This window comes from Chloracidobacterium sp., assembly GCA_016715795.1.
GTDB lineage: Bacteria > Acidobacteriota > Blastocatellia > Pyrinomonadales > Pyrinomonadaceae > OLB17.
Map to the genome: position 1 here is coordinate 1380461 of JADJXP010000002.1, position 16031 is coordinate 1396491.

General features: G+C 56.5%; 10 protein-coding genes and 2 tRNA genes. 9 read left to right on the top strand and 3 right to left on the bottom strand.

What is annotated here, in order from left to right; genetic code table 11:
* Window positions 1-5: 5 nt before the first annotated feature.
* A complete protein-coding gene (locus IPM59_11300) occupies window positions 6-641 on the top strand; it encodes a peptidylprolyl isomerase (GenBank protein MBK9216163.1) in 636 nt (211 codons plus the stop codon).
* A 33-nt stretch (window positions 642-674) separates the two neighbouring features.
* Window positions 675-750 (top strand) — tRNA-Arg (locus IPM59_11305).
* A 60-nt stretch (window positions 751-810) separates the two neighbouring features.
* Here the strand turns inward: IPM59_11305 and IPM59_11310 are convergent.
* Complete coding sequence (locus IPM59_11310) at window positions 811-3435, bottom strand: hypothetical protein (GenBank protein MBK9216164.1); 2625 nt, start codon at window positions 3433-3435, stop codon at window positions 811-813.
* Window positions 3436-3606: 171 nt separating this feature from the next.
* The gene (locus tag IPM59_11315) at window positions 3607-6444 is read right to left on the bottom strand and encodes an aconitate hydratase (GenBank protein ID MBK9216165.1); all 2838 of its coding nucleotides are present in this window, start codon (window positions 6442-6444) and stop codon (window positions 3607-3609) included.
* 154 nt (window positions 6445-6598) lie between these two features.
* Here IPM59_11315 and IPM59_11320 point away from each other — a divergent pair.
* The 4 genes from IPM59_11320 to IPM59_11335 all read left to right on the top strand — a co-directional run bounded on the left by IPM59_11320 (window position 6599) and on the right by IPM59_11335 (window position 8145).
* A tRNA-Glu gene (locus IPM59_11320) sits at window positions 6599-6673 on the top strand.
* A 9-nt stretch (window positions 6674-6682) separates the two neighbouring features.
* Entirely contained in the window at window positions 6683-7000 is a 318-nt protein-coding gene (locus tag IPM59_11325; GenBank protein ID MBK9216166.1) for a YbjQ family protein, read from the top strand.
* Between the two features lie 48 nt (window positions 7001-7048).
* Window positions 7049-7525 carry a hypothetical protein gene (locus IPM59_11330; protein MBK9216167.1) on the top strand — a complete coding sequence of 159 codons (477 nt, stop codon included), beginning with the start codon at window positions 7049-7051 and terminating at the stop codon, window positions 7523-7525.
* Between the two features lie 242 nt (window positions 7526-7767).
* Window positions 7768-8145: a hypothetical protein gene (locus IPM59_11335; GenBank protein ID MBK9216168.1), complete on the top strand. Its 378-nt coding sequence runs from the start codon at window positions 7768-7770 to the stop codon at window positions 8143-8145.
* Here IPM59_11335 and ggt read toward each other — a convergent pair.
* Entirely contained in the window at window positions 8139-9863 is a 1725-nt protein-coding gene (gene ggt / locus IPM59_11340; protein MBK9216169.1) for a gamma-glutamyltransferase, read from the bottom strand. The two genes, IPM59_11335 and ggt, sit on opposite strands and share 7 nt — an antisense overlap.
* A gap of 153 nt (window positions 9864-10016) precedes the next feature.
* Here ggt and IPM59_11345 point away from each other — a divergent pair, with 153 nt between their 5' ends.
* The 3 genes from IPM59_11345 (at window position 10017) to IPM59_11355 (ending at window position 16030) form a co-directional block, all read left to right on the top strand.
* A complete protein-coding gene (locus IPM59_11345) occupies window positions 10017-11321 on the top strand; it encodes an Nramp family divalent metal transporter (protein MBK9216170.1) in 1305 nt (434 codons plus the stop codon).
* 10 nt (window positions 11322-11331) lie between these two features.
* Complete coding sequence (locus tag IPM59_11350) at window positions 11332-12846, top strand: mechanosensitive ion channel family protein (protein MBK9216171.1); 1515 nt, start codon at window positions 11332-11334, stop codon at window positions 12844-12846.
* A 307-nt stretch (window positions 12847-13153) separates the two neighbouring features.
* On the top strand, window positions 13154-16030 hold the full coding sequence (locus IPM59_11355) for a VCBS repeat-containing protein (GenBank protein MBK9216172.1): 2877 nt from the start codon (window positions 13154-13156) through the stop codon (window positions 16028-16030).
* The last annotated feature ends 1 nt before the right edge of the window (window position 16031 follow it).

Consider the following 16031-nt stretch of genomic DNA (forward strand, 5'->3'; position numbering starts at 1 on the left):
AGAATATGCATAGAAGAATTGCTATCACACTATTGACTGCCGCTCTCGCGGCGGCCTCATGCAGCACGCCTGCGAACAACGCTCGTCCGGCAACGGCATCGAAAGCCTCACCGGACGTAAAGAAAGGCATCGCTCCGGTGGCCGACGCTGAGGCGGCCTTGATCGAGATGGATAACCCCGCATATGGCACGATGAAGATGGAGCTATATTCAAATGTCGCGCCAAAGGCGGTGGAGCGCTTCAAGGAACTTGCGAAAGAGGGCTATTACGAGGGCATCATCTTTCACCGGGTCAACGACACGGTCATCCAGGCTGGCAACGCGGACACGAAGCCGGGAAAGTCAGCGAATCCCGCAAAAGAGGGTGATTCAGGCAAGCCGAACGTGCCCGCGGAGTTCTCTGATGTCCCGTACGAAACGGGAATTGTCGGTGCGGCACGCTTGGGGAACGACGTGAATTCGGCCAATGCTCAATTCTTTATCATGCTCAAGCGTGAGGCAGCCTTCGATAACAAATACACTGTCTTCGGTAAGATCATCGATGGAATGAACAACGTCCGGACGATCGCGGGAGCACCTCGGCAAGGCGAGCGGCCGACAGAGGCAATAAGGATCAAGAAGGTGACGATCGTTCCTCGTTAGCGGATCGATACTGGTATAATCAACTACTCATCCGCTCGCGTAGCTCAGTGGATAGAGCGCTTCCCTCCGGAGGAAGAAGTCGCAGGTTCGACTCCTGCCGCGAGTACCACATTAGAAAAGGCGTTCCAACCGTTGGAACGCCTCTTCTTCTTTAACCGAGGAATGTGGACTATCTAACCTTGAGAGCAGGATCACCCAAGAGGACCCACGAATATCCAACGTCGCTTCCCGCGATCGTACTCTTCGCAGCTTTGACCAGGTCACCCATGCGCTTGATGTTACTCTCGCTGACATCGTTGTAGAATTGGGCCCCCATCGTAAACTGGAAATCCGGCGTGGTTTCGGTGCTGGAAGCCCAAGTGACGGCACCGCCGCCGTTCTGGGCAAACAGGAGCCGCTCCGATACCGATTCGGCAACAGGACTGGGCCGGAAGAAAACGCCGTTGTAGCAGGTCAGCATCGTAAAGATCGACTGCCGGTGAGTGTTTGTAAGAAGCGGCGGGTCATTCGAATTAAAGAACGTCAGGTTGCCCCAGACCCCCGACGTGCCGTGGCCCGAGTAGTTGACGATGAACATGCCCGTGTTTAGCCCATTCATAAGGTTTGTGTGGGCTTGCGGGTCAGGCGTCATCTGATTTGGCGGCGGCAGCCCGCGCGGAACAAGCAGTGACGGCATTGTCGGCGGCATCTCGTTCCTAAGCCCCAAGCTCATGCCCTCGAAATCGAATCCTTGCGGAAGGTCATAAGCATACAAACCACCACGATCTAGACTCTGATTCTCAATCGTCTCAAAGCCCATACTCTTATCGAGCACGGTCGAGATAGAAAACCCGCTTCGTGCAGGAACTCGGCCTAAGGGGATCTCAGCAAGCCCGTCATTATTGAAATCCGCCAGTGCCTCGTCACTTCCGCTCTCCTCGAAGATCAGGTTGACGAATTTGGTCGGCACAAGGTCCCAGTTGCCAAATCCCTCGTAATTCCGTGGATCATATGAACCGTCACCCAGCAACAGCACATACTGAGGAGATCCGTCCCAATTCTTGTACGCGTATTCGAGGAAAGCCTTCAGGGCATCAGCGGACAATGACCCATAACTAAATTCGTCAAAAACATCTGCAACGTCGACAATACCCACCGAATAGTTGCCGCCCGCAGCCGACTGACGGTATGTCTTCCATTGCTGAGCCGCATTAAGGAAGTCAGGGGCCGAATGCGAGATGATCAAATATTGAACAGTGTGATTGGGAGTCGACCAACTGGATGGACTATTGAACGTTACCGAGAAGGGAGCGAGGAAGGCCCCATTCTCAGCCGCATACATTACCATCGACCGGTGTGACGGCAGTTTCGCCGTAAACGTACCACCATCCTGAACAACGTTGAGGCCTATCACCTCCTGCGGAACGCCGGGATACGTCGTATCGAATACACGAACATTTGCCGTGGAGAACCCCCCGACATCAACCTTCCTATAACCCGGCGTGAAGTAAGATAGCCGGTCACCCGCGGCCTTAAACTCTCGATTATATGTGATCTCGGCCTGGTCGAAATAACTGGCGCTCGACGAGTCGGCCTCGGTGAGATCGAGGAGGTTATCTCCCTCGACCAGGAAACTAGTGGGTATCGTCAGCGTCGCTTGATATGGATTGTTACCGGTGCCGAGCACAAATCCGGCTTCGCTGCCGTTGATCGCCACCCTTACGTTGTGTGTCGAGCCGACGATGCCCTGAAGCTTCACACGGATCGACGCTGACGGCGCTGTAGTATCGATACTGTTGAGAAAGATGCCTATGGGTGTCGGCATTGGGCTCGACGTTACGGCCCGACCCCAATAATTCTCAAGGTCGCCGTTCTTGATCAGCCCGTTATAGCTCGTCCGCTCCCGCTTCTGAGCCGAACTCCGATAGCTTCGTGCCTGCACCGCACCCCCGACATTTCGGATGACCTTGGTGTCAACACGCCTTCCGGGACTCGAGTCCGCCAACAGATAGTACACTCGCGTATCACTCTCACGGGTATCGAGCCCGGTGCCATAAAACTCGATGTATTGGTCACCCGCTCCGACGATGATCGCCTGCTCAACACCTTCCATGAAGAGTCGCCAATTGGCCGACGCCGAATTGACGTTGAAACCCGCAGCCTCAAGCTGTGATCTCGTTACGCGGTAGAATCCATCGGATTTGACCGATATCTTAGCTCCCGGCTGCGAAACAACCCACCGATGCGTATTAATGTCCGCCTCAGGCTGGGCACGTTCAATGATCTCGCTCAGTTCCTTGGTCAGTCCTAGGCCGCTGCGCAAGACAATGCCCGTCTTTGACCCGTTCACCCGTTCAATGTCGTAGCTCGAACGGCCGGTCTCTACCTCAAGGTCCTTTACGTAACGCACTCCGAACGGCTGTCCACTCGACAGCCGCCCACCGACAAACGTATTTTCGATCAAATAGACGGTGTCGAGACTGCCGTCGGCGTCATACAGTTCATACTCCGCGCCACTATGCCCGGGCAAACTCGGCTTGAAGGCAGAACCAGTGATAAGCGTCTGATTTACAATCTCTCGGCCATTCGGAGTGATCCGATAAACATTAAAACCAAAATTCCTGGTTTCGACCGATGTATTCCACCGGATCAGGACGCCCTTTCCATCGGACACAGCGTCCACATGGTCAAATTCGATGGTTCCTTCGGCTGCTGCAGGCTGAGCCGCCTTCCGAACCCCACGTTGGGCAACTATCGGAATTCCGGCCGACGCCAGCAGGGCAAACAACAAAATACTCGACGCTATTCTTTTCATTTCTTTACTCCGGTCATGCCGGGAAGGGGCGGCGTAAAACGGGCTGACTGTGCTCCTTAGAGATTCTGCAAATTTAACACTTAGCTTCAGATAATTCAACAATTATTCCGGAGGCCGGCATTATTTCTGCCTTAAGTCTCGCGGGCAATACTTTCGTACCTTTCCGCCGGGCTAGTCGCCGAGTAGTTGGCATAGAACGTAGGGCAGGATACCGCCGCTTTTGTAGTACTCGATCTCGATCGGCGTATCGATGCGCAATGTTAGCGGAACTTCGACCTTGTCGCCGCTTTCACGCATTATCGTTAGAGTCACGTCCTGTCGCGGCTTTACTTCGCCGGATTCGAGACCTGTGAGATCAAAAGTCTCCGAGCCATCAAGTTCTAATGCTTGTGCGGATTGCCCTTCTTTGAACTGCAACGGCAAAACGCCCATACCGACAAGGTTTGAGCGGTGAATACGCTCAAACGATTCGCTGACGACGGCTTTCACGCCCATCAAAGCCGTGCCCTTGGCCGCCCAATCGCGCGAGCTGCCCGTGCCGTATTCTTTTCCCGCGAAAATAACAAGCGGCGTACTTTCCGCCTTGTATTGCATCGCGGCGTCGTAAATTGTCGTCTCTGCGGCGTCGGGCTGGTGCTTTGTCATGCCGCCCTCGGTCGGCGCGACCATTAGGTTTTTTATGCGGACATTTGCGAAAGTTCCACGCAGCATCACGCGGTCGTTGCCGCGACGCGAGCCGTAGGAATTGAAGTCCGCGGGCGCCACGCCAAGCTCTTGCAGATATTTTCCGGCGGGCGACGTCGCTTTGATCGCTCCGGCAGGCGAGATGTGGTCGGTCGTCACCGAATCGCCAAATATCGCCAGCGCCCGCGCGCCTTTCACGTCAGAAAACGCGCCGGTCGTCATCGAAAACGCTTCAAAATACGGCGGCTCCTGAATGTAGGTCGAGTCGGCGTCCCACTCGTAAATTTGTCCGACGCTCGACTCGATGTCGTTCCACATCGGATTCTGCTCGGCAAACTCGGAATAGAGTTTTTTATAAACCGACGGGTCGAATGCAGCCGCAAGCATCTCTTCAACCTCATCGAGGGAAGCCCAAATGTCTTTCAAAAACACATCATTGCCGTCGCGATCTTTGCCGATCGGCTGCGTCTTAATGTCGTCGAGCACCGTTCCGGCGAGCGCGAAGGCGACTACGAGCGGCGGCGACATTAGGAAGTTTGCTTTCACGTTTTGGTGAACACGAGCCTCGAAGTTGCGATTGCCCGAGAGCACGGACGCCGCTACAAGATCGTTATCGACGATCGACTTTTCGATTCCCGCGTCGAGCGGCCCCGAATTGCCGATGCACGTCGTGCAGCCGTAGCCGACAAGGTTAAAACCGACGGCGTTGAGATGCTGCTGCAAGCCCGTCTTTTCGAGATATTCCGTGACGACGCGCGAGCCGGGAGCAAGCGACGTTTTGACGTAATCGGGCACGCGCATTCCGCGCTCAGCGGCTTTTTTTGCAACGATCCCGGCGGCGATCATCACCGAGGGATTCGACGTGTTTGTGCACGAGGTTATTGCCGCGATCACGACGTCGCCGTGACCGAGCGTCGCGGCCGTCGGCTCGCATTCGGCGGAAGTCTCAACGCGGTCGGGCGTCGGGCGATTATTAACCATCTCGAGTTCACCGATGGTTGCAGCTTTGGCAAGCGTCTTGCCATTCTGGTTGCCGCCTCCGGTAACTTCGCCCTCGTCGCCGCACAACTGAACCGAGTGACGTTTGCGAAGATCGTCCATCGATTTGCCGTAACCACCGTCGGCGAGCGGTTTTGTAAACAGCTCGGCGAATTTGTCGTCGAGGTTTTCAAGTTCGATCCGATCTTGCGGACGCTTGGGGCCGGCAACGGCAGCACCAACTGTGCCAAGATCGAGTTCGATGACGGTCGAGTAATCGACCTCGCCCGTGCGCGGAATGCCGAACATCCCCTGAGCCTGATAGTAGTTGCGAATCGTCGCGATCTGTTCGTCGCTGCGACCGGTGTTTGCAAAATAGTCGAGCGTTTTTTCGTCTGTTCCAAAAAAGCCCATTGTCGCGCCGTATTCGGGCGCCATGTTCGCGATCGTCGCGCGGTCGGTCGCGTTGAGCGCAGCCGCGCCGGCGCCGTAAAACTCGACAAACTTGCCGACGACCTTTGCTTCGCGGAGCATCTCGGTAATCCGCAGAACAAGGTCGGTGGCGGTCGCGCCTTGCGGCAGATCGCCTTGCAGATGGACGCCGACAACATCCGGCGTCAAAAAGTAAACAGGCTGGCCGAGCATGCCGGCCTCGGCCTCGATGCCTCCGACGCCCCAACCGACTATCCCGACGCCGTTGATCATCGTCGTGTGCGAATCGGTGCCGACGAGTGAATCCGGAAAGTAAACGCCATCGCGGTTCATCACTCCTTTCGCAAGATATTCGAGATTCACCTGATGCACGATGCCGATCCCGGGCGGAACGACAGAGAAACCGCTAAAGGCCTGAGTTCCCCACTTCAAGAAACGATAACGCTGCTCGTTCCGCTTGAACTCCATCTCCATGTTCCGCTGATAGGCCGCTTCGCTGCCAGCGTAATCGACCTGCACACTGTGATCGATGACGAGATCGACCGGCACGAGCGGCTCGATCACCGACGGGTCTTTGCCCATTCGTTTCACCGCCGAACGCATCGCGGCGAGATCGACAAGCAGCGGCACGCCCGTGAAATCCTGCAAAATCACACGCGCGACAACAAACGGGACCTCCTCGGTGCGCTCCGCGTTCGCCTGCCACGCGGCGAGCGCTCGCACATTCGCCTCGCTCACTCGTCGGCCGCCGTCAAAATTGCGCAGTACGCTCTCGAGCACCACGCGAATCGAAACCGGCAGCCGAGAGACCGCGCCAAGTCCCGCTTTCTCGAGTTGCGGCAGCGAATAGAACGAACCGGTCCCTAGACCTCCGAGTTCGAAGGTCTGCATCGAGTTAAATAGATCGTGTGTCATAGCGAAATGCCAATGGAACAGCCTAAACTAACAGTCTAAAAGCCACCTTGCGGTAGGTCAAGGTGATGGGTTTGACGCGAGGACGGGCCGAGCCTTAACTCTGTGGCGATTGCACGACCGCCATGATTGGTCTATACTCTCACTTCGACATTGCGGCGCCTTCGTCTATCGGTTAGGACGCAAGATTCTCATTCTTGAAAGAGGGGTTCGATTCCCCTAGGCGCTGCCACCATCACTCATGATCGTCACAACTGGTTTTGAGGTTGAGGCCCGTCCCGTCGCCGAGTATCTGGGCGTCGTTCGGGGAATAGTTGTAAGAGCCACAGGCATTGGCCGCGGCATCATAGGTGGCCTTAAATCGATCGCCGGCGGGAATATCGAGGAATGGACCGTTGTATGCGAAGCCGCCCGAATGGAAGCATTCAACCGAATGGTTCAACATGCGCATGAGATCGGCGCGGACGCTGTCATCGGCATGCGCTATGATGCTACGGAGTTTTCTCAAGGATCGACCGAGGTCCTCGCCTACGGCACTGCTGTCAGACTGCTCCCGTAGTTTGTAAACCTGTGTCCCCTTGACCGCTGGGCCGGTCGTCATTATTCGATGGATACGCTTCTGACGGCCCTCGCCGGCCAGTTCGTAAGGCTCGATACAAGGTCTCGACAACTTCTTGCCCTGCTCGATGACGATAATCTATATACACGTCCTGCGGGAGGTGCCGATTCGATCGAGCCGTTGTCGTGCGGCGAATTCATTGCCCGGTCCGCAGCCGAGGTCGAACGAACGTTTGGCGGCTTAACCACGCGGCTCTGGGATGACCCATACGAGTGGATCCTGCCTGAGAAGCTCACCAGCATAGCCTCGCTGCTTACTTATCTCGATGAGGTCGAAGCTACTCGCGTTAGAGGGTTTAGGTACTTCTCATCAGACGCCGATCTTATGCGTCATACTCCCGCGCCGGCAGTCCTCCGTCCGATCATCGACGTCCTCCTCGACACCCTCACACGCTCGGCCCATTTTCAGGGCCGTGCCTTCGAGATCTATCGCATCATCAGTTCGCACAAGCCTCCGCGGCTATGAGCTCATTGCAAACGCAACTTTTTCGTGCCAAAATTCGTTACAATTGAGACGTTAGAATCCGGAGAATAAGCATGCACTGCCCAAGCTGTGGACAACAACAGGTCTCTCAGGAGACAAAATTCTGCTCCCGATGCGGAATGCCGCTTAGCCTGGTTTCAGAGGTTGTCGCAAACGGTGGATTTTTACCGCAACTGGCTGAGCTACATAAAGGTAAACAACCCTTTCTTACGAGGAAGAACGGCGTGATTTTTAGTCTGATCTGGTTCGTGATCTGGGTAATGATGCTGCCCGCCTTTATCGGTCTCGCAGGCGGTGAAGACGCAGCCGCCGTACCGGCGATATTTGGCGTCTTTACAACAATGATCTTCCTTATTGCCTCGCTCGGATTCCTCAAGAAAACGCCCAAGGCCCCACTGCTATTCCCAACGACGTTTACAGGGGTCCCGGAGAGTTTTCCAGCGTCTCCTGATCGTTCGGCCCTGCCGCCGGTGCAATCGATCCCTGTGTCGCAGTATGGGCCGCCGCAGGCCGGACATTGGCGTGATACTAATGACCTGCAGCCGAGCGTCACCGAAGGCACTACAAAGCTACTTGAAAAGGACGACCGCCGGACTCAATAGCCGACAGCCGCACCGTCACTTCGTCGGTCGATCGCTCCTACGCGAGCACCGTCCTCGTCGATCATGATCGCCGTCGCCGAAGCGATGTATGTCGGTGAGCCAAAGCGGTGGCCATACGAATCGAGAACCGCTCGCGTGTCCGGCGACATCCCGAATGGCTCATAGGCGATCTGATCCGGCAGCCATTGGTGATGGATACGCGGAGCATCGATGGCGTCCTGCATATCCATCCCGAAGTCAATTACATTCATCACCGATTGCAGAACTGCCGAGATTATCCTCGGCCCGCCGCGTGCGCCCAGAGCAAACCACACCGAACCATCCTTCCGCAGCACGATCGTCGGTGTCATCGACGATAGGGGCCGTTTTCGCGGCTGAATAGCGTTGCGCTCACCCTGGACGAGGCCGTACATGTTTGGCTTGCCCGGTTGAGCTGCAAAATCGTCCATCTCGTCGTTTAGAAGGACGCCGGTCCCTTTTGCTGTTACGCGCGAGCCGAACAAGTCATTAATGGTATACGTGTTGGAGACCACCATCCCATCGCGGTCAACCACCGTAAAATGCGTCGTCTCGGTCGGTTCGGCCCCGATCGGTGTCCCGTGTCCCACATCACGGCTCGACGATGCCCGCCTCGGATTGATGGACTCGCGCCGACGGCTCGCATAGTTCTTATCAATAAGCTCTGTGGCCGGAACGCTCGTAAAGTCAGGGTCCCCCATGAACTCGGCCCTATCGGCAAACGCTCGCCGCATCGCTTCGGCAACCAGATGATATTTCGCGGCCGAATTGTGTTCCATACGTCCGATGTCGAAACCCTCCAGAATATTCAGGGCCTCAAGCATCACTATCCCTCCCGAACTTGGCGGCGGCATCGAAATGATCTGGAAACCCCGATATGTGCCACGCAACGGCATCCGTTCCTTGGCAACGTAGCTCCTCAGATCCTCAAGCGTGATCAGACCGTTGTTGCGTTTCATATCCGCAGCGATCAGCCGCGCAGTGTGCCCCGTATAGAATTCTCTTGCGCCGAGCCGCTCAACCCTTCCCAGCGTCGCGGCCAACTCGGGTTGTTTAAGAACGTCTCCCTCCTTAAAGAGGCTCCCGCTGTTCAGGAAGATTCGTCTGCTGTCCTCATATTTATCGAGAGTGTCTGCATAGTCTCGAAACCGCTCGGCGAGGCGGTGTGAGAGGACATAGCCCTCCTTTGCCAACAACCTCGCCGGACGGACCAGGTCAGCCCACGTGACCTTGCGCGACCCATATTTGCGGAATGCCAGTTCAAAGCCCGCCAGTGTGCCCGGAACTCCCGCAGCCCGATAACCGACGGTCGATGAAGCGTCGCCGGTTACCAGATCTCCGTCGCTACTAATATAGAGGTCTCGGCTCGCCGCCGCCGGTGCCATCTCTCGGTAATCGATGGCAATTATCTCGCCGCTCTTATTGCGAATGAGCATAAAGCCGCCACCGCCGATGTTGCCCGCCTCCGGATAGACTACGGCGAGAGCAAGCCCAACAGCGATCGCCGCATCGACGGCATTGCCTCCACGCTTTAGGATCGACACTCCGACCTTTGACGCCAGCTCATGCTGGGAAGCCACCATCGCATGTCTCCCGCGTGTGGGCTCCGCCGACGCAGCAGCCTGTCTTGGTAAGGCCGGACCAAGGAGTGCGATCACCAGGATGAGTACTCGCAGGCGGCCATTTTGTTTAGTTCTCATAGCGCACACTCTAGCAAACGCCCTTCCACCGTCCAAATTGGAGCAGGAGCCGGCCCGCTTTCCTTTTTTTCGGAAAAAGGTTTATAGTCATCTTTCGCACCACCCGGTGCGTCTGCTTTTGGGTAACTATGAACGACGACGGCAGTAGTAGAAATGCTCCAACGCCTGTCTCCAAGACCGTTTTTGCAGCGGGCACGACGATTACCGTCGCGTCTCCGTCGAAGTCTATCTGAATATCGCCTTTTTGCCTATCTGGCGGTGATCGGCCCCGGTATCATCGCCGCTAATGCCGGAAACGAAGCTAGCGGAATCGCAACCTATTCGAGCGTTGGAGCCGAATTCGGTTACGACCTCCTGTGGGTATTCGTGCCGATGATCGTCTCGCTCGTCGTTGTCCAGGAAATGTGCGTTCGAATGGGCGTCGTCACGGGGCAAGGATTGGCTGACCTGATCCGCGAGCAGTTCGGAGTTCGGTGGACCGCCCTCATCATGCTCGCGCTCCTGATCGCGAACACCGGTGTCATCATCTCTGAATTTGTCGGAATTGCGCAGGCATCCGAACTCTTTGGCATACCGAGACAGATCGTGATACCGCTGACGGCAGCGCTTATTTGGTGGCTTGTCGTTCGCGGTTCGCAGAAGCGAGTTGAACGCGTATTTCTCGCAATGTCGCTTGTCTTCTTCTGCTATGTGATCTCGGCTTTTATGGTTGGCCCGGACTGGAACTCGGTAGGCCGTGGATTGACACAGCCGAGCATGAGCAGTGAGACGAATGTCCTCTTCATGATCGTGGCGTTGATCGGAACTACTATTACGCCCTTCATGCAGGTTTACGTCCAATCGGCAGTTGTCGAAAAGCAGATGGACGATGAGGACCTGCCAATGGCACGTGCCGACGTGATCGTCGGGACCATATTCGCCTGTCTGATCGCAGCTTTCATTGTGATCTGCGCCGCTGCAACGCTGCATTTCGAAGGGATCACATCGGTCGACTCCGCGGCTACGGCCGCAGCTGCCCTGGAACCGATGGCGGGGACGTACGCAAAATATCTGTTCGCCGTTGGCCTCTTTGGCGCGGCGATGCTGGCTATGGGCGTGCTCCCGCTCGCTACTGCCTACAGTCTCAGCGAAGCACTCGGATTTGAAAAGGGCCTCTCTCGCTCATTCCGCGAGGCTCCCATTTTTCTCGGGACGTTTACATTATTGATCGTGATCGGCGCAATAGTCGCGATGATCCCGGGCATTCCTCAGATCCGCCTCTTGATCTTGACGCAGTGTGTCAACGGCCTCTTGCTCCCCGTGCTGCTGATCGCGATCGTAAAGCTATCTAACAATCGAGAGATAATGGGCGAGAGGGCCAACGGCCCTATGTTCAGGGTTGTGGTCTATTTGGTCACGGCGATTGTATCGGCGCTGTCGCTTTTATTGATTGCAAAGACGATTGCTGATATGTTTTAGCTCACAACGAATGGCGTCCGAACTGCAAAAACGAAGTGTCTACTTCCTGATCTGGGCCGGTGTTCTGACGCTCATTCTTGTCCTCTTTCCATTTCTTGAAGACTGGATCAGGATCATCCTGACAGACCTGCTCGGCGTCACGATCAATCCCGACGGCACGCTCACGGCGGTCGAAGGCCGCACGCCGGGCATGATGACGGAGACGGGCCTCAGCCTGGCAATAACCGTCATTCACATCCTAAAGATAATCATCGCGATGGCCCTGGTCGTTATGGTGGTCCGGTTCGTGGGCTACCTGGTCATCAAGACCGCTTCACGGAAAAGCTCTGACCGAGAGATATCGTCACTGTTGAAAACGGTGATCTCGGTCGTGATCTATATCGTCTCATTTTTTATTATCTTCCAATCCCAGTTCCCCAACGTCCAACTCGCGCCTCTGTTCACCGGATCGACGATCATTGGTATTGTCGTGGGCCTTGCATTGCAGGACACACTCGGTAACTTATTCTCAGGGTTAGCTTTACAGGCAGATCAACCATTTGTGGTGGGCGACGTTGTCATTATCCACAACCGCGGCGAGGGCGTCGTGGAATCGATCTCGTGGCGAGGCGTCAAGATTCGTACATTTCAGAATAAGCTGCTTGTCCTGAGCAATTCCGTACTCGGAAAGGAACTCATCGAGGTCGCCCCGAAGGATAATCTGAACGCAAAGGCGGTCTTTTTTAGTTCGCTTTACACGCACTCGCCGACACGGATCATACAGCTTGTTCGCGACGCTGTGCGTCAGGTGGAGAACGTCAGTCCAAAGATCAGGCCCAATGTGCGGATTCGAAATCTTGCTGCCGACGGGATCGACTGGGAAGTAAAATACTGGCTCGAGGACTACCGTCAGCAGCACGATACGGACGCGCTGATCCGACAGCGAATCTGGTATGTGTTTCAGCGCGAGAATTTGAACTTTGCCTTCCCAACACGGACGCTGCACATCGAGCCGAAACGGGAAGAGATACCGGCCGACGACGTTGTCAATACCTTTGCGGAGCGATTAGCCCGTGTCGAACTCTTTGGCCCGCTGTCTGATGAAGAGATCGAAAAGCTCGCAAGTTCGTCCACATCACGCATTTACGCTCCGGGCGAAGCGATAGTTCGTATGGGCCAGGAAGGCAATTCCATGTTCGTCGTCGCTCGCGGGACCGTAAAGGTCCAGGTTCCGGAAAAGACGTATCAAAAGACGATCAAAACGCTCAAAGAGAACGATTTCTTTGGTGAAATGAGCCTGCTCACCGGCGAGCCGCGAACCGCCAATGTTGTCGCCTTCGAAGAATCCGAGGTCCTCCGAATAGACAAGGCCGGCCTCAAACCGATCCTCGAAGGAAATCCCGTGCTTGTCCAAACTATCTCTGAACTCGTCGAAGAACGCCGCTCGGCCTTGCAGAAACTCGAAGAGGAAGCCGAGGAGCAGGCCGAGGCCGCAAAGCGCAAAGGCGTCATGACCTCGATCCGGAGCTTTTTTGGGATCAAATAACGCCTATTAGGATCTCGCGAGATGTATTTACAAAACCCGCATGTTCGGACGCATTGTATCGATACGAACCGGTTTTGTCGCGACGGATCAACGAAGGTTCAATACTCGTGATCTCGTTCATCGCCTACTATCGTTCCGATCGTTCAGGTGGACTTGATCGCAATCAGTCCTTTTACTTCGGTATTGACACTCTCACCAACCAGGAATAGAGTAAGTGGCATATTTGGTCTTTCAGAAATGATGGACGTTTCTGATTTTCCGACAGTAGGAGGTCACCATCGCACAACGGTTGACACAAGCATTCCCAATGCGAACAGGTGTTGCCGCATCTCTTCTGCTCGCAGCGATGTCCGCATATTGGCTAGCGTCGTCATCCGAAGCTACAGGCCCTGTATTTGGGCCCGACGGTGAGGGGCCGGGCTGCACGGTTTTCCCTACGCCGACTGTTTCGACAACGACGTATTCGAACAGCTTGCCGATCGTTCCTGCAGATCGCTCGAGCAACGATCCGGGGAGCGCGCCCGGATTGCCCTCCCTGTATCCGTCGATCATCCAACTCGGAAGCGATGCACCGGAATCGTGCGTGTTGGCCCACGTCGGCGTGAGCTTTGATCTCGAGTCCCAGCGGCCGGACGACCTTGATATCTTACTGGTCAACCCGCAAGGCAACCGGACAATAGCTATCTCAGATGCAGGTGGCGACAAAGCGGTCGGCGGCGTCAACTATACCTTTACGATCAACGGCGCTGTTTTTCCCGATGCCGCAGCACCGCCCTCGGGCACATATTTGCCGGGACAGTACCCAGGCCTGACGACGACTGAACCTAACGGCTTTGACAACTTCCCCGACGTCAGCGGTCTGGCGAGTTACGACGCGAATTTTGGGAACGTATATTCGTTTCCTTCGGGGGCATGGAAACTTTATGTCGTAGATGACGAGACCGGGAACGTCAGCAGCCTGCCAAACGGGTGGACGCTCAGGTTCACATTTCTCTGCAACGGACCTCCGATGATGTGTACGCCGACGCCGACGCCGTCACCGATATCAACACCTACACCATCCCCGTCGCCGGTCTGTCAGCCCGGCGTGCTCGATACGGCCTTTGGCGGGGACGGCGTGGTAACGACCGGGATCCAGGGCGGTGTCGATGTTGCGAACGCCATGGTCATACAGCCCGACGGACGTATCGTCTCGGCCGGTTTCACTTGCGCCGAACCGGACGGTAACTGCTCATTTTCCGGAGCTCGCCTGGACTTTGCACTTACGCGCCACTTGCAGGATGGCGGTCTTGACGGTTCGTTCGGGGCGGGCGGGGTTGTGACGACGGACCTCCGAACCGCCGACCGTGCGAATGCGCTGGCACTTCAGCCTGACGGCAAGATCGTCGCCGCGGGTTACGGCGCCGACTCCGACGGCAATCGCTTTGCTCTTGCCCGATATAATTCTGACGGCACACTCGATAACTCCTTCGGCACCGGCGGAAAGGTGCTTACCGCTTTCCCCGGCAGCACGGGCAGCATAGCATACTCGGTCGCCATCCAGCCGGACGGACGGATCGTGGCCGGCGGCACCACGAATGGTGCGGAAAGAGCCTTCGCCCTCGCCAGATACAACGGCGACGGCACGCTCGACACGTCATTCGGGAACGGCGGACTCGTCACGACGCGCATTGAGAACCGTGACAGTTATGGGCTAGGAATGGCACTGCAGCTTGACGGTCGCATCGTTGCGGTCGGATCCGTGCTCCGCTCCGTCGGGTCGGAGGACGTTGCTTTTGCGGCGGCCAGATACAATGCCGACGGAACCCTGGACGCTTCGTTTGGGAACGGAGGCACAGTAATTACCCCCATCGGTCCTGTTGCCGATGCGGCCGAGTCGGTCGCTCTGCAGGCCGATGGTCGGATCGTGGCAGGCGGTGTGTCGTTCGTCGGAACCACCAACATTGACTTCGCACTCGTCAGGTATCATCAGGATGGCACCCTCGACACTTCGTTCGGTAACGGCGGCAAAGTGACAACGGCGATCGCGGCGGGCAACGGCCAAGACCTACTACACGAGATCGCCATTCAGCCCGACGGCCGGATCGTTGCCGTGGGTGATTCAGCGTCAGAGATATCGCTGGCCCGCTACGACCCGAACGGCACGCTCGACACGACGCTCAATGGTACCGGATTGATCACCACTGACCTCGAACCTAATTTTTCAGGCGCTAACGCCGTCGCGTTCCAGTCGGATGGAAAGATAGTCGCGGCCGGATATGGCTTTGGAGAAACCACTTACGATTTTGCGCTCGTGCGCTATGGAGCGCCGTGCGCAACGCCGACTCCGACACCCAGTCCCTCGCCGAGTCCGGCTACTGCGTTCGACTATGATGGGGACCACAAGGCGGATATCTCCGTCCGTCGGCCTAGTGGGCGATGGTACATTCTTCGGTCAACGGGTGGCTTTTCTCAAACGGGCCCGCTTTGGATGATTGGCAACCGAATCGTGCCTGCCGACTATGACGGCGACCGGCGTACCGACTTGGGCGAGTATCGCCAGTCGGACGGATCATGGTTGTGGATCAGCAGCCAGACCACTTTCGATCAGTTTCACCGATTGGGCTCGGTCGCGGACGTACCTGTCCCGGCGGACTATGACGGCGATGGGCGGGCGGACGTGGGTGTGTTCACTCCGTCAACCGGCGTTTGGTCCCGTATCAATAGTTCTAATGGTGCTTACGCAGGCATTTCATTCGGCACGGACGGTGACTGGCCGACGCTGGGCGACTTTGACGGTGACCGCCGCGCCGATATCGCTGTGTTCCGGCCGTCAAACGGTATTTGGTACCGGCTTAACAGTTCTAACGGCTCCTTCGCGGCGGTGCAGTTCGGGATGAACGGCGACAAGGTCGTTCCCGCGGACTACGATGGCGACGGACTGGCCGACATCGCGATATGGCGGCCGAGCGACGGCGTCTGGCATATCTGGCGATCGATGCTTGGCTATTACGGCTTGCAATTCGGCCTGCCCGACGACATTCCCGCCCCGGCAGACTACGACGGCGACGGCCGCGCTGACCTTACGGTTTTCCGGCCATCCTCAGGCATCTGGTACCGCCTCAATAGCTCAAATGGCTCGCTCGTTGCTCATCAATGGGGCCAGAACGGCGACATCCCAACGGCGGCGGCGTATGCAAATTGAT